Here is a 23366-nt window from a genome sequence, read left to right as displayed (position 1 = left end):
ACCCAAGTTCGTTAGCCCGCCACGAACAAGAAAAAAGCCGCTCAAACGAGCGGCTTTCCACTAAATCAAGCCTGACCTTGGATGCAAAGACAGGTGAGCAGTGATGATCACCGCGACAACGCCAACCTCTGCCTCCCCGCCCCCGGCAGCGCAGCCTGCTCCAGCTTGAACACCCCCAGCGCCCCGGTCAACTGCCCGGTCTGCTCGGTGAGCGATTCCGCCGCTGCCGACGCCTCTTCCACCAGCGCCGCGTTCTGCTGCGTCATCTCGTCGATGCTGCCGATCGAACGGCCGATGTCCTCGATGCCCGCGCTCTGGCGCGCGCCGGCGGCGCTGATCTCGGCCATGATGGTCTGCACCTTGCGCACCGATTCCACGATCTGCCCCATGGTCACGCCGGCTTCGTCCACCAGCGCGCTGCCGGCGCTCACCTTCGCCACCGAGTCGCCGATCAGTTCCTTGATCTCCTTGGCGGCGGCGGCCGAGCGCTGCGCCAGGTTGCGCACCTCGCCCGCGACCACCGCGAAGCCGCGTCCCTGCTCGCCGGCGCGCGCCGCTTCGACCGCGGCGTTCAGCGCCAGGATGTTGGTCTGGAAGGCGATCCCGTCGATCACCGAAATGATCTCGACGATCTTGTTGGCCGAGGTATTAATGTCGCCCATGGTGCTCACCACGCCGCCCACCACCTGGCCGCCGCGGGTGGCGATGCTGCTGGCCGTCTCCACCAGGGTGTTGGCCTCGCTCGCGTTGAGCGCGTTCTGGCGCACGGCGCCGGTCAGTTCTTCCATGGCGCGCGTGGTGCGGTCCAGGCTCGAAGCCTGCGATTCGGTGCGGCGCGCCAGGTCGGCGTTGCCGGTCGCGATCTCGGAGCTGGCGCTGGCGATGGTGTCGGCCGAGGCCTTGATCTCCGCCACCAGGGTCGCCAGGCGCGCCCGCATTTCCTTCAGGGCCACCAGCAGGCTGCCGCTGTCGCCGGCCTCGATCCGGATGTCCATCGACAGGTCGCCCGAGGCGACCGCCTGCGCGATCTCGCGCGCATAGGCCGGCTCGCCGCCCAGCTGCTGCCAGATGGTGCGCACCACGAACCAGGAGACCAGCGCCAGGCAGGCGATCACCACCAGCGCGGTGAGGAACATCGCGCTCAGCACCCGGTTGACGCTGTCCTTGCTGCTGGCGATGCCGGACGCGAACTGGCGCTGCGCCGCTTCGTGGGTCTTGGCCAGGTCGGCCTGCAGGCTGGACAGGGCCGCCTGCATCTTGCCCACCGTGGCCTGCGGGTCGCCCTGCTCCATCTCGAGCATGATGCGCGCCGACGAGAGGGCGGGGGCGTAGTAGTTCTCGAATTCCTTGCCCAGGCGCGCGAAGGTCTCGCGCTGGCCCGGGATCTGGCCGTACTTCTCGAGCCTGGCGCGCAGCTTGGCGGCCTGCTCGCCGACCTGGGCGACCTTGTCCTTGTCGCCTTCCGCGACCGCGTCCTGCAGGCCGTCGGTGATGGCGGCGACGTCCAGCGCCAGCGCCTTGGAGGCGTCCAGCATCGGATAGTCGACGCTTTCGGTGGTGGTGATCGAATCCAGCGCCCTGGTCGCGATCATGGCGCTGGCAAAGGCGCCGAGACCGAAGACGATGGCGGAAATGACGGGCAGTGCCCAGATCCTGCGCTTGATGCTCATGGGTTCTCCAGAGTGCGAAAACCGCCGCCAGCGAATGCAGGCGGCGGGTGATGCCTAGATGGTGGAGCCGCTTACGGCGCCGTGTAGACCACCTTCACGGTGGCGTCGACGGCGCTCTTGTCGATGTAGCCGATGGCCTTCGGGTTGGCGGCGACGGCGGCCTTGACGGCGGCGTTGTCGGCGACTTCCTTCGGCATCGTGGCCTTGCCGGTGAAGACCAGCTTGGACCACAGGGCCTTGGCCTGGGCCGCGTCCTTGTCCGCCACCTTCTTGTAGAACTCGGCGCGCACCGGGCTCGATTCGGCCTGGTCGACCGGGGTCATGGCAGTGGACTTACCCAGGAAGAACTGGGCCACCTGCTCCTTGGTGAAGCTGGTTTCTGCGGCCTTGGCGCTGACCACTACGGCCACTTCGGCCATGGCCGGCGCGGCGGAGAATGCGGTTGCCGCGAGGGCGGCGAGCATCAGTCGTTTCATGGTCGCTCCTTAGAACACGAAGTCGAGGGCGACGGCGCCCACGGTCACCGGGCCCTTGAAGCCCGGCTGGACGTTGACGAACAGGCCGTTGCCGTTCTTCGGCTTGACGCGGTCGACCTGGACCTTCAGCGCGACCGAGCTGGCGAAGTCCCAGCGCAGGCCGATGGTGTCGGTGGTCTGCTCGCCCTGGCCGACGCCGGTGTTGGGCAGGCGGCGCACGCCGGCGCCCAGCTGCTGCAGGGTCGGGGTGCAGGCCGCCGGGTAGCCCGGCGGGCAGGAAGCCGGCACGGTGTTGACGATGGCGCTGTCGACCTTCAGGCTGGCGTGGCTGTAGTAAGGCAGGAACTTGCCGATGCGGTAGCCGCCCATCAGGTACCAGGAGGTGGTGTCGTTGATGTAGGCCTTGGTCTTGCGCTTGGCGAACTCGGTCTGGAGCACGATGTTGTTCCAGTCCATGGCCATGCCGAGCGAGCTGAAGTGGGCATCCTTGTCCTTGGCTTCGATCTCGGCGGCCAGGGTGACCAGCTGCGGGAAGCGGTAGCCGGCGCCGGCGGCGCGCAGTCCGCCGAGCAGGGTGTTGAGCGAGGTCGAATCGTCGATGCTGATCTTGGTCTTGGCGTGGCCGACGCGGAAGGTGAAGGGGCCGTGTTCGGCCGACACGTTCAGCGCCACGATCTGCTTGCCCTTGGCGTGGATGTCGCCGGACAGCGGCGACTTGATGCTGCCCAGGGCGAGCTGCGCGCTCAGGCTGGTGTCGCCGAAGCCGCGCTGCCAGCTCAGGTCGACGCCGTCGATGCTGTTGAACGGCACCTGCGAGTACATCTCCGCCGGCGGACGCAGCATGGTGTTGGCGTAGCCGACGTTACGGTAGTCGGAAATCATGAACACGGGCAGGCCGACACGGCCCACGCGCACGCTCAGCTCGTCGCTGATGCGGGCCTTGGCGAAGGCCCAGGTCAGCTCGGCGCCGTAGTGCTCTTCAGCGTCCTTGCGCACCAGGCCCTGGGCGGTGAAGGACAGCCAGCTGTTGACCGTCATGTCGGCCTGCAGGCCGAGGTTGGAATCGACGCCGGTGCGCACGCTGTCGGCGGCGCCGCTGGACTGGTTGGGACGGGCGAACTGGGCGCGATCTTCATCGGTCCAGGTCAGCGCGGCGGTGCCGAAACCGCTGACTTTGATGGGAGGGAAACCGGTTGTCTCCTGGGCGTGCACTGCGGTCCCGGCCAGCGGGAAAGCCAGCAGGGTAGCCAAAATTTTCTTGTTCATAAAAGGATGTCGTTGCGTGAGCTGCTCGTGGGAAGGTCCGGCGCCGCAGGCGGGCAGCAAAACAAAAAAGCGCCGGTTTTGACGGAAATGATTCTATCCACGCGGCAATTTTTGGCGCAACACTTTTATGACAATTGGTGACACTTTAGAGTGATGACTCCACGCGATGTTGTGTGATTGAAACAAGGCCGTGTCTGATTTATACGCGGAAGCTTAGCAATTAATTCCACCAGTGGCAGGTGGGGCCGGCGGCCGGCAGGCGGGCCTGGACGGCTTCATGCACGATGCCGGCCTGGACGGCTTCTTCGGCGGTGAAGATGCGTGCGTTGCCGGTGAGGTTGTGACGGATGTCGGTCTCGTGCCCGGCTTCGCGGGTGGCTTCCAGGAAGATGGCCGCGTAGCGCTCGGCGTCGAAGTCGAGGCAATCGCGCCATTCCGAAACGCGTGAATGGTCGGCGGCGACCAGGTTGCCGAAACCCCAGTGCAGAGGGTGGATCAGGAAGCGGGTGCCGGGACAGGCGTAGCGCTTCTGGCCGGCCAGGAAGATGGCCACGCCGATCGATTCGACGCTGCCGATGTTATGGGTGGTCAGGGGCAGGGGCAGGGACTTCAGGAAGAAGTAGAGCGCGAAGCCGGCGGTCATGTTGCCGCCTTCGGTGGACATGTGCAGTTCGATTTCGGTGGCGCCGTTCTGCAGCGCCTGCAGGCAGCAGTTGCGCACCGCGCAGGCGGAGCTGTGGTTGATCGGTCCGATGAAATGAACGATGTGCAAAGACATGGGCTCTCCTGAGGTCTTGTCTCAAGGATAGCAAGAATCGTTGCCCGGTAGCGTACGGCTTCCAGCGGGGTTTCAGCTGCCCCGGTAGGTGGAGTAGGACCAGGGCGTCAACACCAGCGGCACGTGGTAGTTCTGGCCCGCGTCGGCCACGCCGAAGGCGATCGTCACCACGTCGATGAAGCGCGGTTCCGGCAAGGCCAGGCCCTGGGCCGCGAAGTAGTCGCCGGCGTGGAACACCAGTTCGTAGCGCCCGGCGCGCAGGGCATCCCCTTCGAGCAGGGTCGCCGCGCAGCGTCCGTCGGCGTTGGTGGTCTCGCGCTTGAGCAGCCTGCGTCCGCCGGCCTCGACGGCGTAGAGCTCGACCCTGAGGCCCGCCCCGGGCCGTCCATGCGCGGTATCAAGAACGTGAGTGGAAAGCTTGCCCATACGCCTCCTATATGTGATCGGTGAACAGCCGTATGCGGCCCATCATATACCGTTGTGCTTCCTGCAATATATAGTCGGGCATATACCCACCCCTAGCATCGAACATGGATTCCTACGCCAATTACCCGCGCGACCTGGTCGGCTACGGCCGCACTCCGCCTCACCCCCAGTGGCCCGGCCAGGCCAGGGTCGCCCTGCAATTCGTGCTCAACTACGAGGAGGGCGCCGAGAACAGCGTCCTGCACGGCGATCCGGCCTCGGAAACCTTCCTGTCCGAGATCATCGGCGCCGCGGCCTTCCCGATGCGCCACATGAGCATGGAGTCGCTCTACGAATACGGTTCGCGCGCCGGCCTGTGGCGGGTGCTGCGCCTGTTCGAGGAACGCCGCCTGCCCCTCACCGTGTTCGGCGTGGCGATGGCGCTCAAGCGCAACCCGGAGGCGATCGCGGCCTTCCGCGAGCTGGGCCACGAGATCGCCTGCCACGGCCTGCGCTGGATCTCCTACCAGAACGTGGACGAGGCCACCGAGCGCGCCCACATGCGCGAGGCGGTGGCCATCATCCGCGAACTGACCGGCGCCGCGCCGCTGGGCTGGTATACCGGGCGCGACTCGCCGAATACCCGGCGCCTGGTGGTCGAGCACGGCGGCTTCGCCTACGACGCCGACCACTACGGCGACGACCTGCCGTTCTGGCAGAAGGTCGACTACACCGGCCCCGACGGCCAGCCTGCCAGCGCCCCCCACCTGGTCGTGCCCTATACCCTGGACAGCAACGACATGCGCTTCGCCGCGATGCAGGGTTTTAATTCCGGGACCCAGTTCTTCGACTACCTGAAGGACGCCTTCGACCTGCTGTACGCCGAGGGCGACCCAAACGGCCCGAACCAGCCAAAGATGCTGTCGATCGGGCTGCACTGCCGCCTGGTCGGGCGGCCGGGGCGGGCGGCGGCGCTGGCGCGTTTCCTCGACTACGTGCAGCGCCACCAGCATGTCTGGGTCGCGCGCCGCATCGATATCGCCAATCACTGGAAAAGCGCGCACCCTTACCTAGAATGAGAAGAAAGGACGCCCATCTTGTTATTTGTTTTTAGTGATAAGCAATATCACTTTTTGATTATATGAGGGGCGGCCCCCGGTGGTAGCCTTCCGCCCTTGGCGAACAGCGAGACCAGCATGTCAGAACCGATCCGTTTCTTCTACCGCGGCGCCGTCCACGAAGTCCGGGACGCGGCGCCCACCCAGACCATCCTGCAGCACCTGCGGGAGGATCTGCGCTGCACCGGCACCAAGGAAGGCTGCGCCGAGGGCGACTGCGGCGCCTGCACGGTGGTGATCGGGTCGCTCGAGGACGGCGAGCTGCAGCTCAAGGCGGTCAATTCCTGCATCCAGTTCACGCCCACCCTGGACGGCAAGGCGCTGTTCACGGTCGAGGACCTGGCCCGGCCCGACGGCGGCCTGCACCCGGTGCAGCAAGCCCTGGTCGAGTGCCACGGCTCGCAATGCGGCTTCTGCACGCCCGGCTTCGCCATGTCGCTGTGGGGCATGTACCTCAAGCAGGACGGGCGCCCGCCGGCGCGCTGCGAGATCGATGACGCACTCTCGGGCAACCTGTGCCGCTGCACCGGCTACCGGCCCATCATCGACGCCGCGCGCCGCATGGTCGAACTGCCCAAGGTCGATTTCGACCGCGCCGCCCTGGCCGCGCGCCTGCGCGACCTGCAGCGCAGCCACGGCTTCAGCTACGGCGCCCAGGGCCAGCGTTTCCACGTGCCGCGCACGCTCGCGGAACTGGCGGCGCTCAAGGCCGCCCATCCGGCCGCCGTGCTGCTGGCCGGCTCCACCGACGTCGGCCTGTGGGTGACCAAGCAGATGCGCGAGCTGAACGAGATCATCTACCTCGGCCAGGTCGAGGCGCTCAAGACCGTCGCCGAAGCGGACGGCATGCTGGAGATCGGCGCCGGGGTCAGCCTGGAGGACGCCTACGCCGCCGTCTGCCGCCACTATCCGGATGAATTGTCCGAGCTGTGGCAGCGCTTCGCCTCGCTGCCGATCCGCCATGCCGGCACCCTCGGCGGCAACGTCGCCAACGGCTCGCCGATCGGCGACTCCATGCCCTGGCTGATCGCCCTCGGCGCCCAGGTGGTGCTGGGCAGCGGCGGCGGCCAGCGCGTGCTGGCGCTGGAAGACTTCTACCTCGGCTACCAGCAGAAGGACCTGCGCGCCGGCGAGTTCGTGCAGGCCCTGCGGGTGCCGCTGCCGCGCGCCGGCCTGCGCTTGCGAACCTATAAACTGGCCAAGCGCTTCGACCAGGACATCTCGGCGGTGTGCGCGGCCTTCGCCCTGACCCTGATCGGCGACACCGTCGCCAGCGCGCGCATCGCCTTCGGCGGCATGGCCGCGACCCCGAAACGCGCGCCGAACGCCGAGGCCCTGCTGGTGGGCAGGCGCTGGGATGAAGCCGCGCTGCGCGAAGCCATGGCGGCGCTGGAGCGCGACTACGCGCCGCTGAGCGACATGCGCGCCTCCAGCGGCTACCGGATGCGGGCGGCGCAGAACCTGCTGCGCCGCTTCTGGCTGGAGACGCGCCTTGACAACCCGCTGCCGGCGCGCAGCGTCAACGCCTTCGCGGCGCTGGAGAAGCTGGCATGAACGATTCCACGATCCCGAGCCTGGCCGCCTGGCGCGAAGTGGGCCGCGCGCGGCCGCACGAATCGGCCGAGCTGCACGTGCTGGGGCAGGCCACCTACACCGACGACATCGCCGAGCTGGCCGGCACCCTGCATGCGGCGCTCGGCCTCTCCAGCCGTCCGCACGCGCGCATCGCCGCCATCGACCTGGAGCCGGTGCTCGCCAGCCGCGGCGTGGTGGCGGTGCTTAGCGCCGCCGACATTCCGGGCCTGAACGATTGCGGGCCGATCATCCATGACGATCCGATCCTGGCCGACGGCCTGGTCCAGTACGTGGGCCAGCCCATCTTCATCGTGGTGGCGGACAGCCATGACAACGCGCGCCGCGCCGCGCGCCTGGCCAAGGTCTCCTACGAGGACCTGCCGGCCATCCTGAGCCCGCAGCAAGCGCGCGCCGCCCAGTCCTGGGTCCTGCCGCCGATGCGCCTGGCGCGCGGCGACGCCGAACAGGCCTTCGCACGCGCGCCGCACCTGCTCAAGGGCGAGCTGCACGTTGGCGGCCAGGAGCAGTTCTACCTCGAAGGCCAGATCGCCTACGCGATTCCCGGCGAAGACCGCGGCATGCACGTGTACTGCTCCACCCAGCACCCGAGCGAGATGCAGCACGTGGTGGCGCACGCGCTCGGCCTGCATTCGCACCACGTGACGGTCGAGTGCCGCCGCATGGGCGGGGGCTTCGGCGGCAAGGAATCGCAGTCGGCCCTGTGGGCGGCGGCTGCCGCCATCGCCGCCGCGCGCCTGCGCCGCCCGGTCAAGCTGCGCGCCGACCGCGACGACGACATGCTGGTCACCGGCAAGCGCCACTGCTTCCACTACCTGTACGAGATCGGCTACGACTCCGAGGGCCGGATCCTGGCCGCCAAGGTCGACATGGTCTCGCGCGCCGGCTTCTCCGCCGACCTGTCGGGGCCGGTGGCCACGCGCGCCGTCTGCCACTTCGACAACACCTACTACCTGTCCGACGTCGAGATCCGCGCCGCCTGCGGCAAGACCAACACCCAGTCCAACACCGCCTTCCGCGGCTTCGGCGGGCCGCAGGGCGCGATCGCGATCGAATACGCGATCGACGAGATCGCGCGCCATCTCGGCCGCGATCCGCTCGACATCCGGCGCCTGAATTTCTATGGCCGGGGCGAGCGCAATGTCACGCCCTACGGCCAGGAGATCGTCGACAACGTGATCCACGAGCTGGTGGCCGAACTGGAGGAAAGCAGCGCCTATCGCGCGCGCCGCGCCGCCATCGCCGACTTCAACCGCGACAGCCCGGTGCTCAAGAAGGGCCTGGCGCTCACGCCGGTCAAGTTCGGCATCGCCTTCAACGTGACCCACCTGAACCAGGCCGGCGCCCTCGTGCACGTCTACGTGGACGGCTCGATCCTGGTGAACCACGGCGGGACCGAGATGGGACAGGGCATCAACACCAAGGTGATGCAGGTGGTGGCCCATGAGCTGGGCGTGGACATGGCGCGCGTACGCGCCACCGCCACCCACACCGGCAAGGTCGCCAATACCTCGGCCACCGCCGCCTCCACCGGCGCCGACCTGAACGGCAAGGCCGCGCAGGACGCCGCGCGCACCATCCGCCAGCGCCTGGCCGAATTCGCCGCGCGGCAGTACGGCGGCGCGGCCGATGAAGTGCGCTTCGCGGCCGACACCGTGTTCGTGGTCGGCCTGGCGCTGCCCTTCGCGGAGCTGGTGGCCAAGGCCTATCTCGCGCGCGTGCAGCTGTGGTCGGACGGCTTCTACGCCACCCCCGGCCTGCACTGGGACCCCAAGACCATGAGCGGCCATCCCTTCTCCTACTACGCCTATGGCGCGGCGGTGTCCGAAGTCATCGTCGACACCCTCACCGGCGAATGGAAGCTGGCGCGCGTGGACGCCCTCTACGACGCCGGCCGCTCGCTCAACCCGGCGCTCGACATCGGCCAGGTGGAGGGCGCCTTCATCCAGGGCATGGGCTGGCTCACCACCGAGGAACTGAAGTGGAACGAGGCGGGCAAGCTGATGACGCACGCGCCCTCGACCTACAAGATCCCGAGCGTCTCGGACTGCCCGGAGGACTTCCGCGTGCGCCTGTTCGACAACGCCAATGTCGAGGACAGCATCCACCGCTCCAAGGCGGTGGGCGAACCGCCGCTGCTGCTGCCCTTCTCGGTGTTCTTCGCGATCCGCGACGCCATCTCGGCGGTCGGCGGCCACAGGATCAACCCGCCGCTCAACGCGCCGGCGACCTGCGAGGAAATACTGAATGCCGTGGCCGCGGTCGAGGCGGCTGCCGCGACGATGGAGCAGGGCGCCTGATGCGCGACTGGCTCACACACGGGGAGCAGGCCCCGGCGGTGCTGGTGACCGTGGCGCGGGTCGAGGGCTCCGTGCCGCGCGAGCCGGGCGCGCGCATGCTGGTGCGGCGCGACAGCTTCGACGGGACCATCGGCGGCGGCCACCTGGAGCACCGCGCCCTCGACATCGCGCGCGCGATGCTGGAGGATGGGCGCGGACCCTGCCTGGAACGCTTCCCGCTCGGCCCCAGCCTCGGCCAGTGCTGCGGCGGCATCGCCTGGCTGGCCTTCGAGCCGGCCGACGATTCCCAGCTCGCGCTGCTGGCCGCCCGCCGCGACGAGGACAGCTGGCGCGTGGTCGCGCTCGACGGGCAGGCGCAATGGGGCCTGGTCGATGCCCAGGGCCGGCTGCTGGCCGGCCAGGCCGGCCCGGCCTTCAGCCTTGAAGGCGAGACCCGCGTGATCGAGGAGGGCGGCCGGCGCTGGCTGGTCGACGCCGTGCGCGCGCCGCGCGCGCATCTGGTGCTGTTCGGCGCCGGCCACGTCGGCGCGGCCATCGTGCGCGCCCTGGCCGAGCTGCCCTGCCGCGTCACCTGGGTCGACCAGCGCGAGGACCTGTTCCCGGCCGAGGTCCCGCCCAACGTCAGGCTGGAAGCGACCGATACCCCGGAAGCCCTGGTGGACAGCGCGCCGCCCGGCGCCAGCTTCCTCGTCATGACCCACAGCCACGCACTTGACCTGCGCCTCGCGCACGCGATATTGTCGCGGCCTGCCGGCGACTGGTTCGGCCTGATCGGCTCCGAGACCAAGCGCCGCCAGTTCGAGCACCGCCTGCGCGAACGCGGCATCCTGGAAGCCCGCCTGGCCGACATGGTCTGCCCGATCGGCCTGCCGGGCATCGCCGGCAAGGCGCCGGCGGTCATCGCCGCGTCCTGCGCGGCCCAGCTGCTCACCGTGTGGGAAGCCGCCGCACACCCTGATCTATCTTCGGAATCCAACTGATGTCCACCGCACCGCATACCGTGCAAGCCTACCGAGCGAGCTTGCTGCATTTTCACGCCGACCCGGCCTTCGACGGCGAGGCCTACGCCTGGCACGAGGATGGCCTGCTGGTGGTCGAGGACGGCCGCGTCAAGGCCGCCGGCGACCATGCGCGGCTCGTAGCGAGCCTGCCGCCCGGCCTCGAACCGGTCGACCTGCGCGGCAAGCTGATCACGCCGGGCTTCATCGACACCCACCTGCATTACCCGCAGACGGACATGATCGCCTCGCCGGCGCCGGGCCTGCTGCCCTGGCTGGAGACCTATACCTTCCCGACCGAGCGCCGCTTCGAGGACCCGGCGCACGCGCGCGCCACGGCCGACTTCTTCCTCGAGGAGCTGCTGCGCTGCGGGACCACCACGGCGGTGGTCTATTGCACCGTGCATCCGGGTTCGGTGGACGCCTTCTTCGAGGCGAGCGAGGCGCGCGGCCTGCGCATGGTGGCCGGCAAGGTGCTGATGGACCGCCACGCCCCTGACTTCCTGCGCGACGCCGAAGGCGAACTGGGCGAGAGCGAGTCCCTGATCCGGAAGTGGCACAAGCGCGGCCGCTCGCTGTACGCGATCACGCCGCGCTTCGCGCCGACCTCCACCGACACCCAGTTGCGCCTGACGGGCGAGCTGGCGGCCCAGTACCCGGACACCTTCATCCAGACCCACGTCTCCGAGAACAAGGACGAGTGCAGCTGGGTGCGCGAACTGTTCCCCCAGGCGCGCAGCTACCTCGACGTCTACGAGCGCTTCGGGCTGATGCGCCCGCGCGCGCTGTTCGGCCACTGCATCTGGCTGGACGACGAGGACTTCGCGCGCATGGCGGCCACGGGTTCGGCGGCGGCGGTGTGCCCTACGTCCAACCTGTTCCTGGGCAGCGGCCTGTTCGACTTCGAGCGCGCCGACGGCGCCGGGGCCTTGCTCTCGCTCGGGACCGACGTGGGGGCGGGGACCTCGTTCTCGATGCTGCAGACCATGAACGAGGCCTACAAGGTGGCGCGCCTGAAGGGCAGCTACCTGCCGGCGCTGCGCATGTTCTATCTCGCCACCCTGGGGGCGGCGCGGGCGATGCGGCTGGAGGACACGATCGGCAGCTTCGCGCCGGGGAGGGAGGCGGACTTCGTGGTGCTCGATCCGAAGGCGACGCCGCTGATGGCGCGCAGGACGGGGCGTTGCGAGTCGCTGGAGGAGCTGCTGTTCGCGCTGGCTTTGCTGGGGGATGATAGGGCGGTGTTCGAGACGTACTCGGGGGGCGAGCGGGTGCATCGGCGCGCGTAGGACTTGGATCCCGGCCTCCGCCGGGATGACGTTGTTTGGAGTTGGAGGGCACACCTGGCCGCGCGGCTTCGGCTACGTCCGTTAGAACGTCATCCCGGCGGAGGCCGGGATCCAAGTTTGCCCGCCCACCCCCAGCCCCAACCCCTGCCATATTGCAAACCCCACCCCAAGCAGTTAGAGTGACGCGGTCCAGGCAGCCCTGCTGCCGAGTTAACGATCCGGAAAGACCACACCCATGCGCACACCCCTGACCGCCGGCGCGCTGCTGGCGCTGGCCCTCGCCGCCCAGCCGGCACTGGCCAAAGGCCCGGCGACCAGCCCGAACGAGGCCGCCACCGCCCGCCACTACGCCTCCCTGATCGCCGGCAGCCAGCCCAACATGGCCGAGCTGACCCTGTTCTTCACCCAGATGCCCAAGGGCGGCGACCTGCACCACCATTATTCGGGCGCGATCTACGTCGAGCAGTACGTCGACTTCGTCGACCGCCAGGGCTATTGCGTCAACAAGCAGACCTACCGCATCGAAACCGACAAGGCCCTGGTCGCGGCCGAACGCGCCAAGCCGGCCGCCGAACGCAACTGCCTGAGCAGCGCCGAGATCTATGCCGACGATCACACCTGGCGCGAGCTGCTGCAGCGCTGGTCGAACAAGGACTTCTTCAACCACGGCGCCCTGCAGCCGCCGCCGGACCGCCTGTTCTTCCAGACCTTCGGCTACTTCGGCCCGGTGTCAAATTCGAACTTCAAGGAAGGCCTGCAGGAACTCAAGAAGCGCGCCATCGCCGAGAACGTCAGCTACATCGAGACCATGTTCAAGCTGTCGCCGGCCGTCGCCAACCCGGACTTCGACGCCAAGGCCTGGCAGAACGCGAACGACGACGCGGCTTTCGATGCCCAGATGCGCGCCTGGTTCGCGGTGCTGGACAAGGACCCGGCCTTCAACAAGACCATCGCCGACTTCGTCGCCAGGATCGTCGATTCCTCGGAAGGCATCGACGACGAGCGCTTCACCATGCGCTACCAGACCTATGTGCTGCGCCTGCTGAACCCGTCGCTGGTGTTCTCGTCCATGGTCTCGGGTTTCAAGGCGGCCAAGAGCAGCGACAAGATCGTCGGCGTGAACATCGTCGGCCAGGAAAGCACCAACATCTCGATGCGCGACTACGCCCTGCACATGAAGATGTTCCGCTTTTTGAAGTCGGTCTACCCGGACGTCAAGGTGGCCCTGCACGCGGGTGAGCTGGCCATGGGCGACGTGCCGCCCGAGGGCCTGAAGTTCCACATCGACCAGGCGCTGACGGTGGCGGGGGCCAACCGCATCGGCCACGGCCTGGACCTCGCCCACGAGACCAATGCCACCGGCATCATGCAGACCATGCGCGAGAAGGACATCCCGGTCGAGATCAACCTGACCTCGAACGCCTTCATCAACGGGGTCGAAGGTAGCCATCATCCGATCAACCTGTACCGCAAGTATGGCGTGCCCTACGTGATCTCGACCGACGACGCCGGCGTCACCCGCCACACGCTGTCGAACGAGTACGTGCTGTTCGCCAGCCGCTACAAGCCGAGCTATGCGGAGATGAAGAAGACCTCGTACAACAGCATCCGCTACGCCTTCCTGCCAGTGGCAGAAAAGCAACGTTTGACCCGCCAACTGGATCAACGTTTCGCTGATTTCGAGGCGAAAATCGCCCGTCTCGCCAAGACCGCCGCCAAGGCGCCTTGAGTCGTCCTACAGGTCCGGGCGCTCGCCCGGATCGCCTTCCGGTTACGCCGGAAGGCTGACTTTTCGGCCACAACTTATCGCCGTGTCATCATTTGTGGCCAAGTCGCGACAAAAAATCCCGCCAAACTTTCGGTTTGCTGAATATTTCAGCAAAACAATCTCGCCTTCTTGCTCGATACGTATAATCGCGCCTTGGAATTTGCTTGAAGAAACATCTAGTTTGTAGCGTAATTACAACCTAACTTCGGCTATTTATAGGTCAAACGTATAAATAGCTAAGCGAAATCGAATTTGCCGCCTTGTTAACAACTAATGCATATTGCCGAAGGAATTCGTCATATCAGTTGTTGTAGGGCACGTAACTTCGTTGTCATATTGGAACGCTACAATCGCCCGCCGCCTGCTCCCAGGCCACCGTGTATTCAGCAGCAAATCAGGTTTGCAGTACTGAAAGAGGGCGCCCACTGGGTTCCCGTATATAACTATTAGTTCTTTTTGGGGTTATCGATGATCACTCAACAACAGCTCCGGCTCACCAAGTTGGCGCTGGCCTTGTCGGTTGCACTGGCGGCGACGCCGTCGTTCGCGCAGAACACCACCTCCGCCATCGGCGGCCGCATCTCGAGCGCGGACGGCAAGCCCGCGGCGAATGCCCAGGTGCAGATCATTCACGCTGAATCCGGCTCTGTCAGCAATGTCACCACCGACGCCGAAGGCCGCTACATCGCGCGCGGCCTGCGCGTGGGTGGTCCCTACACGATCGTCATCACCAAGGATGGCGTCACGGAGCGCCGTGAAAACGTGTTCACCGAGCTGGCGGAAACCGCCGCGGTGGACGCGACCATCGGCCAGGCGATCCAGACCGTGAACGTGGTCGGCTCGGCCGCCCGTTCGGAGCTGTTCGCACGCAACAACATGGGTTCGGTGACCAGCATCTCGCGCGCCGACCTCGAGACCCAGGCCTCGATCAACCGCAACCTGCAGGACTTCGCGCGTATCGACCCGCGCGTCTCGCAGACCGACAAGGAACGCGGCGAACTGTCCGTGGCCGGCCAGAACTCGCGCTACAACACCCTGACCATCGACGGCGTGGCCGTCAACGACACCTTCGGCCTCGAATCGAACGGCAGCCCGACCGCGCGCCAGCCGATCTCGATGGAAGCCATCGCTTCGGTGCAGGTGAACGTCGCCAACTACGACGTGACCCAGCGCGGTTACACCGGCGGCAACATCAACGCCGTCACCAAGTCGGGCACCAACCAGTACCACGGCGGCGCCTACTACGTGTTCCGTAACGACACCCTGGCCGGCGACCGCTACGACCGCACCACCGACAAGTACTCGGAACCGCCGAAGTTCAAGGACACCACCAAGGGCATCTGGGCCAGCGGCCCGCTGATCAAGGATCGCCTGTTCATCTTCGCCCTGGCCGAAAACTTCAAGAGCAGCCGCAGCACCCCGGACTTCGGCGCCATCGGCAGCGGCGCAGGCACCACCGTGCCGGTCAGCCAGAACCAGATCGGCGCTGTGCAGCGCATCGCCCGCGACCGTTATGGCATCGACCTGGGCACCGGCCCGACCGGCGCCTTCATGACCTCGGAAGAGCGCACCGTCAAGCTGGACTGGAACATCAACGACGACCACCGTGCCAACTTCCGCTACTCGAAGACCGAGCAGGACGAGCCGATCTACCCGAACTTCTCGGCAACCGGCGTTTCGCTGAGCTCGCAGTTCTACAACCAGCAGAAGAGCATCGAGACCATGGTGGCCCAGGTGTTCTCGGACTGGACCCCGAACTTCTCGACCGAATTCAAGGCTTCGACCCGTGACTACGACTCGGTCCCGCGCAACAACGCGCGCCTGCCGACCATGTCCTTCCAGTTCAGCGGCCCGCTGCCGGCCGACGCACCGGCAGGCGCCCGTACCGGCAACCGTTTCCTGAACACCGGCACTGACAACAGCCGCCACAACAACGTCCTGGGCACCAAGACCCTGGACCTGTACGCGGGCGCGAACTACCTGTGGGGCGACCACGAGATCAAGGGCGGCGCCGACTACACCAAGAACGAGGTGTACAACTCGTTCCTGCAGAACGTCTTCGGCAACTACACCTTCGCCTGCGACAACAACTTCACGTACAACGCCGTCCCGGGCGTCGCCAGCGGCGGCACCCTGAACTGCGCCAACGCCAGCGCGTCGCAGATCGACGCGGCCATCTACGAGAACTTCTCGCGCGGCCGTCCGACCTCCTACACCCTGCAGCAAGCAGCCCCGGGCTTCACCCTGAACGACGCAATCGCCCAGTTCACCATGAAGAACACCGGTTTCTTCCTGCAGGATACCTGGACCGTCAACAACAAGCTGACCGTGACCGCAGGCGTGCGCGTCGACCTGACCGACGTCGGCGGCACCCCGCGCCGCAACAGCGCCGCCGCCGCGCCTGTCGTCGCAGGCAACGCCGCGACCTTCGCGCGCCAGACCGGCGGCTTTGGCTACGACAACACCAAGACCTTCGACGGCAACAAGCTGTGGCAGCCGCGCGCGGGCTTCAACTACAAGTTCGACACCAAGCGCCAGACCCAGCTGCGTGGCGGTATCGGCCTGTTCCAGGGCGCCGCGGCGACCGTGTGGATGTCGAACCCGTTCTCGAACCCGGGCGTCGCTACCCGTAACATCACCTGCTCGACCTCCGGTTCGACCCGCTGCCCGACCGGTGACAACCTGTTCAGCCCGAACCCGGACACCCAGCAAGTCGTCAACGGCGCGCCGCCGGCCGCCAACGTCGACATCCTGGCTCCTGGCCTGAAGCAGCCTTCGATCTGGAAAGCCAACCTGGCGCTCGAGCATGAGCTGCCGGTGGGCGGCCTGGTGATGGGCGCGGAAGTGCTGCTGACCGAGAACAAGGATGCGATCTTCTACCGCAACCTGAACGTCGGCGGCCCGACCCGTATCGGCAAGGATGGCCGCGAGCTGTACTACAACGCCCAGGGCCTGGATGCTTCCTGCTACTCGTTCACCAACAACGCCGTGACCGTGGCCCGCAACTGCACCGCCACCACCAAGGCGCTGTCGAACCTGGCCTTCAACAACGTGCTGCTGGCCGACCACACCAGCAAGGGCGACGCCAAGCTGATGACCGTCTCGGTCACCAGCCCGACCCGCAAGGGCTTCGGCTGGTCGGTGGCCTACACCTACACCGAAGCGACCGAAGTGTCGCCGCTGACCTCCTCGACCTCGAACTCGAACTGGTCGGGCCGTTCGGTCTTCAACCCGAACGAGGAAGTGGCCGCCAACTCGTCCTACCTGGTCAAGGAGCGTATCAATGCCCGCCTGTCGTGGGAAAAGCGCTTCTTCGGCAACTACCGCACCCGCGTGGGCGTCTTCTATGAAGGCCGCGAGGGCAAGCCGTACAGCTGGACCATCAACAACGACCTGAACGGCGACGGCCTGGCCGGCAACGACCTGATGTACATCCCGTCGGCCTTCGGTTCGGGCGAAGTCGTGTTCTACGGCGACACCGCGACCAACCACGCCAACGAGCAGCGTTTCTGGGACATCGTCAACGCCAACAAGGTGCTGCGCAAGGCGGCCGGCGGCGTGGTCAAGCGTAACAGCGACTTCTCGCGCTGGACCAACAGCTTCGACGTGAAGATCACCCAGGAAATCCCGGGCTTCTCGTCCAAGCACAAGGCCAGCTTCGCGCTCGACATCCTCAACTTCGGCAACCTGCTGAACAAGAAGTGGGGCCGTATCGAGGAAGTGGGCTTCCAGTCCGCCGGCGCGCAGGCGCGCAGCTTCGTCGACTACGTCGGCCTCGACCCGCAGGGCCGCTACGTGTACGCAGTGCGTAACAACGTGGAAGACCTGAACGTGCGCCAGTCGCGCGGCGAGTCGCAGTGGGCGATCCAGGCAACCGTCAAGTACGAGTTCTGATCTCCCGGGCTTGACGTGTCGAAGAACGGCCGGTGGCGACACCGGCCGTTTTTTTTATTGGGTGAAGGCCCTGGTTTTGCAGGGCTGTAAAGATGGCTTCGCGCCATGGCTGATGCCATAATGCCGGTGGGCCGCGCTCCCGCAGCAGGCCTCCCGTCCCAGATTGAGAAGATCCCATGCCGAATTCCCTGCGTGCGCCTGCACGACTCTCCCTTGCTCTTGCGGCCTGCGTGCTGGCCGGCTGCGCCAGTACTCCGCGCGAACCCGTGACCATCAACCTGGTCGCCATGAACGACTTCCACGGCAACCTCGAGCCGAGCCGCTACGCGCTGCCGCCGGTGAACGGCGTGACGCCGCCGGCGATCCGCGCGGGCGGCGCCGAGGCCGTGGCGGCCGCCCTGCAGGCCTGGCGCAAGGAAGACAAGGACCTGCTGTTCGTTTCAGCGGGCGACCTGGTGGGCGGCAGCCCGGCGCTGTCCTCGCTGTGGGCCGACGAGCCGACCATCGAGGCCATGAACCTGCTGGACCTGCGCGTGAGCGCGGTCGGCAACCACGAATTCGATGCCGGCCGCAAAGAGCTGCTGCGCCAGCAGCACGGCGGCTGCGATTCGCCGCGTCCGGCCAAGGCCTGCCAGTGGTCGCCCAACTACGGCGGCGCCAAGTTCACCTATCTGGCCGCCAACGTGATCGACAGCGCCACCGGCAAGCCCTTCATCCCGGCCTTCCGCATCGAGGAAGTGAAGGGCGTGAAAGTGGGCCTGGTGGGCGCGGTGCTGAAGGGCACCGACGCGGTGGTGATGGCTTCGGGCATCGCCGGCCTGCGCTTCGGTGACGAAACCGAGGCGATCAACCGCGCCGTGCCGCTGATGCGCGCGCAGGGCGCGCAGGTGATCGTCGCCCTGGTGCACGAAGGCGGGACCGTCGACAACCGCGACGACCGCCTCGGCTGCCTGAACCTGCAGGGCGCGATCGTCCCCATCGTCAAGCAGCTGGATCCGGCGATCAGGCTGGTGATCACGGGCCACTCGCACTTCGGCTATGTGTGCCAGGTCGAGGGGCGCACCGTGACTCAGGCGGCTTCCTTCGGCCAGGTCCTGACGCGCGTGGCGATGAAGGTGGATCCGGGTAGCGGCAAGCTGCTCGAGCTGCAGGCGAACAATGTGGTGATGAAGCCGGGCGACTATCCGGCCGATCCGAGGATGGCTGCGCTGGTGGCCTCGGTGAAGGAGCGCAGCCGCGCGGCGCTGGGCCGCCCGGTCGCGCGCCTGCCGGCCGCGCCGGTGCTGCGCAAGCAGAACGAGGCCGGCGAGTCCGAGCTCGGCAAGCTGATCGCGGACGCCGTGCTGGCCGCCACCCGCGACCAGGGCGCGCAGATCGGCTTCATGAACGAAGGCGGCATCCGCAAGGACCTGGAAGCCGGCGAGGGCAATGTGGCCAGCTTCGGCCAGACCCAGGCCGTGCTCCCATTCGGGAACACCCTGGTCGTGATGGACCTGACCGGCGCGCAGATCCGCAGCCTGCTCGAGCAGCAGTGGGCGCGCCCGGCGGCATCGGACCCGTCGATCCTGCAGGTGTCGCAGGGCTTCAGCTACCAGTGGGACGGGAAACGCCCGGCGGGCAGCCGCGTGGTCCCGGGTTCGATCCGGCTCCACGGTGCGCCGCTGGAAGACGGCAAGCGCTATCGCGTGGTCGCCAATAACTTCCTGGCCGAGGGCGGCGACAACTTCCCCGAATTCGCCAAGGGCACGCAGCGCGTCGAGACCGGCATGCTGGACCTGGACGCCTTTACCGACTACCTGAAGAAGCACGAAGGGCAGGGCGCCGCGCCGTCTGCCGCCGCGCCGCGCGTCCTCAAGGCGCAATAAACCCTAGACCGACCAACACGACGCATGAAAAAACTAGCTTGTGTCCTGGCGCTCTGCAGCGCCTTCACCTCCGTCGACGCCATGGCCTGGGGCCGCGACGGCCACCGCGCCGTGGGCGCGATCGCCGACAAACTGCTGAAGGGGACGTACGCGCAAAAGCAGATCGCCGCGCTGCTCCTGCCGGGCGAGACCCTCGAATCGCTCGCCAACTGGGCCGACTGCGTGAAGGGCACGTACTGCGGCCCGCAGACCCAGGAAATGATCGAGTACGTGGCGGGCAATCCGAAGCACAGCGAGTACCACTACACCGACGTGCCCTTCCAGCTGGAGCGCTACCACGACCACGGCGTGGGCACCGCGGAGGTCGACATCGTGCAGATCATGAAGCAGTGCATCGCGGTCCTGCAGGGCAAGACCGATCCGGCGCTCAATCCGCACAAGTTCACCAAGCGCCAGGCCCTGATCCTGCTGGCCCACTTCGCCGGCGACATCCACCAGCCGCTGCACGTGGGCGCGGCCTTCGTCAGCAAGGACGGCAAGTTCGTGGTGCCCAAGACCCATGCCGAGGTGGACGAGGCCACGATCTTCGATTCGCGCGGCGGCAACAACCTGCTGCTGGACGACGCGAAGATCGCCGCGCTGGCGGCGGGCCTGATCCCGCCGGGCGAGGCGGCGCCCGTGAAGGAAGGCGTGCCCAAGGCGCTGACCAAGCCTTTCCACTCCTATTGGGACAGCACCACGGTGGACTACGCCTTCCGCCGCATCGGCGTGAAGACGCCCGAGCAGTTCGCGCAGGCGGCCATCGCCGGCAATCCGGCGGTGCAGAAGTGGCAGGGCGAGGTGGCGACCTGGCCTTACCAGTGGGCGGACGACGCGCTGGCGGTGTCCAAGCTGGCCTATGCCGAGGTGACGCCGGGCCAGTTGACGCCGCAGACGAGCAAGAAAGGCGAGACTTATTTCGCATTCACGCTCGAGGTGCCGGCCAATTATCCTGTGCCGAGCTCGGCGATTGCGAAGACCCAGCTGATCAAGGGCGGGTATAACCTGGCGGCGATGCTGCAGGCGATTTTTCCGGAACAGGGCTGATTCATGTAGGGCCGTGGAGGTCCGATCGACGCCGGCAATCCGGGGTGCCTATCGACAGCCCGCTGCATCAGTACGTCATCCCGGCGCAGGCCGGGATCCAAGTTTCCCCGCATAGAGTCAGGTCAACACTGTGCCGCGAACTTGGATCCCGGCCTTCGCCGGGATGACGTTTACGGGTACGTAGTGATGGGTGCGTGGGCGGTGGGCGGTGGGCGGTGGGCGGTGCGCAGTGGGCAGTGGGCAGTGGGCAGTGGGCAGTTGACGGTGTCCGATGTGCGACGCGGCTTGGCCCGTGCGGCGCGCATGCCGGCAAAGCTCTTGGATACAATCGGAGCACGCACCCCAACTACGCCGAGGCCCCATGAAATCGATCCTGACGGCCGTTCCACTCGCCAGCATCCTGGCGCTGCCCCTTGCCGTGCACGCCCAATCCACCGACGAAGCCGGCCTGCCGCTGTGGGAACTGGGCATCGGCGCCGCCGCCATCTCCACCCCTGCCTACCCGGGCGCCGACGACCAGAACAATCGCGCCCTGGCCTTGCCCTTCATCCTGTACCGCGGCGAAATCCTGCGCGCCGACCAGTCCGGCATCGGTGCGCGCCTCTTCCGTTCCGACCGGGTCGAATTCGACATCGGCCTTGCCGGCGCCCTGCCTTCCGATTCCGACGACGTCGAGGCGCGCCGCGGCATGCCCGACCTCGGCACCCTGTTCGAGTTCGGCCCGCGCCTGAAAGTCAAGATCGCCGACCTCGACCGCAGCAGCCGTTTGCGCGCGGAATTGCCGTTGCGCGCCGTGATCGAGGCGCGCGGCGGCCTGCGCCGGCAGGGCTGGACCTTCGAGCCGCGCCTGGTCTACGAACGGGTGGGAGAGGGCGGGGCCTGGACCTTCCAGGGGCAAGTGAGTGCGGTGGTGGGGGACAAGCGCATCCAGCGCTATTTCTACGAGGTGCAGCCGCAGTACGCGAACGCTAACCGGCCAGCGTTTGACGCCGACGCCGGACTGCTGCTGACCCGCCTGGGCGTGTTCGGCACGCGCCGCATCAACCGGGACCTGCGCCTGTTCGGTTTCCTGAGACTGGAGAGCTACAAGGGGGCGGCCAACCGCGATAGTCCCTTGCACGTGCGCGACCACGGCGTGTCGGGAGGATTCGGATTCGCATGGACCTGGAAGCGTTCCAGCCGCCGGGCAAGCGGGGCGGAAACGGTCGATCCCAACATGATGTAAGCGCCGCACGGCGTCCTGCCGCGCGGCGCTGCTCGAGGGGGGAGCGCCGGGCGCCTTGCGCCCGGTCAGAGGGTATTACATGGACGAGCTGCTGCTCTTGTCCTTGGACTTCTTGTCGTGCTTGGATTGCTTATCCTTCTTCGCGTCGGTCTTGTCTGCTGCCGATGCCGGGGTGGCCGGGGTTGCCGGGGTAGCCGGGGTAGCGGCGGTGGCCGAGCCGGTCGTGGTCGAACCAGCGGTGGTGCCTGCGGTGCCCGACGCGCCCGAGGTGCTGTCGGTGGTAGGCGGCACGGTCTGGTCAACCGGGGTGGCCGGGGTGGTCGGGGTTGCCGGCACGGTAGCGCCCGGCGGGGTGGCAGGAGTTGCCGACGTGGCGGGAGTGGCCGAGGTCTGGGCAAATGCCGAGGTGGCGGACAGGGCGACGATCAGGGTAGCAATAGTGCGCTTCATAGAGTGAATCCTTTCTCATTGAGTGTCTGGCGTACGTTTATCGTGTCACCTTGCCTATCAACGGGCCCCGTCGAGACGCTGTTGACGGTCCTTACAAACGCTTACGGTAGTCACATTTGCTCACAAATTGTGCAACTTCCCTTTCCGCGCGGTAGTTATGCATCGTGGAAAATAAAAAGGCCCGCTGGGTAGCGGGCCTTTTCGTGGAGCAAGAAACGCTCAGCGTGACTTGACGAAGGGCTTGCCCAGCGCCTTGGGCGCCACCGACTTGGCCATCAGGCCCGCCAGCACGACCACGGTCAGCACGTAGGGGATCATCTGGATCAGCGCGCCCGGAATGCGTCCCACCACCGGCAGTTCGACGCCCTCGATCTGCACCTGCACCGCGCCGAAGAAGCCGAACATCAGGCAGCCCAGCACCGTGTGCAGCGGACGCCAGTTGCCGAACACCATGGCGGTCAGCGCCAGGTAGCCGGCGCCGGCCGACATGTCACGCAGGAAGAAGCCGCTCTGGACGATCGCCAGGTAGGCGCCCGAGAAGGAGCACAGCACGCCCGCGATCAGCATGGCGGCATAGCGGGTGCGCTGCACCGAGATGCCGGCCGCGTCGGCCGCATGCGGGTTCTCGCCGCAGGCGCGCAGGCGCAGGCCGAAGCGGCTGTGGTAGAGCACCCAGTGCACCACCGGCAGCAGCAGGAAGGCCAGGTAGACCAGCAGGGTGTGGCCGCCGATTACGCTGCCGTACAGCCAGCCGATGACGGGGATGTCGGCCAGCGCGGCGCTGCCCGGCAGCACGATGTCGCCCAGGCGCGCTTCGCCCAGGTCCGGGGTGCGTCCGCCCTGCTGGAAGAAGTACTGGGCCACCACGAAGGTCAGGCCGCTCATGGCGATGTTGATCGCCATGCCGGCCACCAGCTGGTTGCCCTTCTGCGTGATCGACACATAGGCCTGCACCATGGCCAGCGCGACCGAGGCCAGGATGCCGGCGGCGATGCCCAGCCATGGGTCCTGGTAGGCATAGGCGACGCCGGCCGAGACGAAGGCCGAGGCCAGGATCTTGCCTTCGAGGCCGAGATCGATCACGCCGCTGCGCTCGGCGAACAGGCCGGCCATGGCCGCGAATATCAGGACCGGCGCATTGCGGATCGTCGAGACGACGATACTGGCGAACTGGAAGTCTTCCAT

17 protein-coding genes are annotated in these 23366 nt (G+C 66.9%); 10 read left to right on the top strand and 7 right to left on the bottom strand.

The window, feature by feature from the left end; translation table 11 throughout:
* Window positions 1-107 precede the first annotated feature (107 nt).
* The 5 genes from B0920_RS13275 to uraH all read right to left on the bottom strand — a co-directional run bounded on the left by B0920_RS13275 (window position 108) and on the right by uraH (window position 4616).
* The gene (locus B0920_RS13275) at window positions 108-1670 is read right to left on the bottom strand and encodes a methyl-accepting chemotaxis protein (RefSeq protein ID WP_078032948.1); all 1563 of its coding nucleotides are present in this window, start codon (window positions 1668-1670) and stop codon (window positions 108-110) included.
* A gap of 71 nt (window positions 1671-1741) precedes the next feature.
* A complete protein-coding gene (locus B0920_RS13270; protein WP_078032947.1) occupies window positions 1742-2146 on the bottom strand; it encodes a hypothetical protein in 405 nt (134 codons plus the stop codon).
* Between the two features lie 9 nt (window positions 2147-2155).
* Window positions 2156-3412, bottom strand: coding sequence for a hypothetical protein (locus B0920_RS13265; RefSeq protein WP_078032946.1), 1257 nt, complete (start codon window positions 3410-3412; stop codon window positions 2156-2158).
* A gap of 220 nt (window positions 3413-3632) precedes the next feature.
* A complete protein-coding gene (locus tag B0920_RS13260) occupies window positions 3633-4190 on the bottom strand; it encodes a ClpP family protease (protein WP_078032945.1) in 558 nt (185 codons plus the stop codon).
* 72 nt (window positions 4191-4262) lie between these two features.
* Window positions 4263-4616, bottom strand: coding sequence for a hydroxyisourate hydrolase (gene uraH, locus B0920_RS13255; RefSeq protein WP_078032944.1), 354 nt, complete (start codon window positions 4614-4616; stop codon window positions 4263-4265).
* A gap of 104 nt (window positions 4617-4720) precedes the next feature.
* Here uraH and puuE point away from each other — a divergent pair, with 104 nt between their 5' ends.
* The 10 genes from puuE (at window position 4721) to B0920_RS13205 (ending at window position 21731) form a co-directional block, all read left to right on the top strand.
* The gene (gene puuE / locus B0920_RS13250; protein WP_078032943.1) at window positions 4721-5674 is read left to right on the top strand and encodes an allantoinase PuuE; all 954 of its coding nucleotides are present in this window, start codon (window positions 4721-4723) and stop codon (window positions 5672-5674) included.
* A gap of 117 nt (window positions 5675-5791) precedes the next feature.
* Window positions 5792-7267: a xanthine dehydrogenase small subunit gene (xdhA, locus tag B0920_RS13245; protein ID WP_078033412.1), complete on the top strand. Its 1476-nt coding sequence runs from the start codon at window positions 5792-5794 to the stop codon at window positions 7265-7267.
* The gene (gene xdhB, locus B0920_RS13240; RefSeq protein ID WP_078032942.1) at window positions 7264-9606 is read left to right on the top strand and encodes a xanthine dehydrogenase molybdopterin binding subunit; all 2343 of its coding nucleotides are present in this window, start codon (window positions 7264-7266) and stop codon (window positions 9604-9606) included. Before xdhA ends, xdhB begins: the two co-directional genes overlap by 4 nt.
* Entirely contained in the window at window positions 9606-10586 is a 981-nt protein-coding gene (gene xdhC / locus B0920_RS13235; protein ID WP_078032941.1) for a xanthine dehydrogenase accessory protein XdhC, read from the top strand. Before xdhB ends, xdhC begins: the two co-directional genes overlap by 1 nt.
* On the top strand, window positions 10586-11893 hold the full coding sequence (guaD, locus tag B0920_RS13230; protein ID WP_078032940.1) for a guanine deaminase: 1308 nt from the start codon (window positions 10586-10588) through the stop codon (window positions 11891-11893). The genes xdhC and guaD overlap by 1 nt, the downstream gene beginning before the upstream one ends.
* 235 nt (window positions 11894-12128) lie before the next feature.
* Window positions 12129-13622, top strand: a complete 1494-nt coding sequence (locus B0920_RS13225; protein ID WP_078032939.1) for an adenosine deaminase — start codon at window positions 12129-12131, stop codon at window positions 13620-13622.
* Between the two features lie 507 nt (window positions 13623-14129).
* On the top strand, window positions 14130-17555 hold the full coding sequence (locus B0920_RS13220; RefSeq protein WP_078032938.1) for a TonB-dependent receptor: 3426 nt from the start codon (window positions 14130-14132) through the stop codon (window positions 17553-17555).
* A gap of 176 nt (window positions 17556-17731) precedes the next feature.
* Window positions 17732-19420, top strand: a complete 1689-nt coding sequence (locus tag B0920_RS13215) for a bifunctional UDP-sugar hydrolase/5'-nucleotidase (RefSeq protein WP_078032937.1) — start codon at window positions 17732-17734, stop codon at window positions 19418-19420.
* A gap of 24 nt (window positions 19421-19444) precedes the next feature.
* A complete protein-coding gene (locus B0920_RS13210) occupies window positions 19445-20506 on the top strand; it encodes a S1/P1 nuclease (protein ID WP_078032936.1) in 1062 nt (353 codons plus the stop codon).
* Between the two features lie 361 nt (window positions 20507-20867).
* On the top strand, window positions 20868-21731 hold the full coding sequence (locus B0920_RS13205) for a MipA/OmpV family protein (protein ID WP_078032935.1): 864 nt from the start codon (window positions 20868-20870) through the stop codon (window positions 21729-21731).
* 75 nt (window positions 21732-21806) lie between these two features.
* Here the strand turns inward: B0920_RS13205 and B0920_RS25620 are convergent, their stop codons facing one another.
* Window positions 21807-22181 carry a hypothetical protein gene (locus B0920_RS25620; protein ID WP_143745725.1) on the bottom strand — a complete coding sequence of 125 codons (375 nt, stop codon included), beginning with the start codon at window positions 22179-22181 and terminating at the stop codon, window positions 21807-21809.
* Window positions 22182-22400: 219 nt separating this feature from the next.
* Window positions 22401-23366 (bottom strand): ABC transporter permease, encoded by a 966-nt coding sequence (locus B0920_RS13195; protein ID WP_078032933.1) that lies wholly within the window; start codon window positions 23364-23366, stop codon window positions 22401-22403.

It is taken from the genome of Massilia sp. KIM (assembly GCF_002007115.1).
Taxonomy (GTDB): Bacteria; Pseudomonadota; Gammaproteobacteria; order Burkholderiales; family Burkholderiaceae_D; genus Telluria.
Note: the sequence above shows the minus strand (reverse complement) of the source record. Positions and strands in the feature narration are given on the sequence as shown.

Coding starts and splice junctions, on each gene's coding strand:
- B0920_RS13275 (WP_078032948.1), bottom strand. CDS start 1,670: ATGAGCATCAAGCGCAGGATCTGGGCACTGCCCGTCATTTCCGCCATC.
- B0920_RS13270 (WP_078032947.1), bottom strand. CDS start 2,146: ATGAAACGACTGATGCTCGCCGCCCTCGCGGCAACCGCATTCTCCGCC.
- B0920_RS13265 (WP_078032946.1), bottom strand. CDS start 3,412: ATGAACAAGAAAATTTTGGCTACCCTGCTGGCTTTCCCGCTGGCCGGG.
- B0920_RS13260 (WP_078032945.1), bottom strand. CDS start 4,190: ATGTCTTTGCACATCGTTCATTTCATCGGACCGATCAACCACAGCTCC.
- uraH (WP_078032944.1), bottom strand. CDS start 4,616: ATGGGCAAGCTTTCCACTCACGTTCTTGATACCGCGCATGGACGGCCC.
- puuE (WP_078032943.1), top strand. CDS start 4,721: ATGGATTCCTACGCCAATTACCCGCGCGACCTGGTCGGCTACGGCCGC.
- xdhA (WP_078033412.1), top strand. CDS start 5,792: ATGTCAGAACCGATCCGTTTCTTCTACCGCGGCGCCGTCCACGAAGTC.
- xdhB (WP_078032942.1), top strand. CDS start 7,264: ATGAACGATTCCACGATCCCGAGCCTGGCCGCCTGGCGCGAAGTGGGC.
- xdhC (WP_078032941.1), top strand. CDS start 9,606: ATGCGCGACTGGCTCACACACGGGGAGCAGGCCCCGGCGGTGCTGGTG.
- guaD (WP_078032940.1), top strand. CDS start 10,586: ATGTCCACCGCACCGCATACCGTGCAAGCCTACCGAGCGAGCTTGCTG.
- B0920_RS13225 (WP_078032939.1), top strand. CDS start 12,129: ATGCGCACACCCCTGACCGCCGGCGCGCTGCTGGCGCTGGCCCTCGCC.
- B0920_RS13220 (WP_078032938.1), top strand. CDS start 14,130: ATGATCACTCAACAACAGCTCCGGCTCACCAAGTTGGCGCTGGCCTTG.
- B0920_RS13215 (WP_078032937.1), top strand. CDS start 17,732: ATGCCGAATTCCCTGCGTGCGCCTGCACGACTCTCCCTTGCTCTTGCG.
- B0920_RS13210 (WP_078032936.1), top strand. CDS start 19,445: ATGAAAAAACTAGCTTGTGTCCTGGCGCTCTGCAGCGCCTTCACCTCC.
- B0920_RS13205 (WP_078032935.1), top strand. CDS start 20,868: ATGAAATCGATCCTGACGGCCGTTCCACTCGCCAGCATCCTGGCGCTG.
- B0920_RS25620 (WP_143745725.1), bottom strand. CDS start 22,181: ATGAAGCGCACTATTGCTACCCTGATCGTCGCCCTGTCCGCCACCTCG.
- B0920_RS13195 (WP_078032933.1), bottom strand. CDS start 23,366: ATGGAAGACTTCCAGTTCGCCAGTATCGTCGTCTCGACGATCCGCAAT.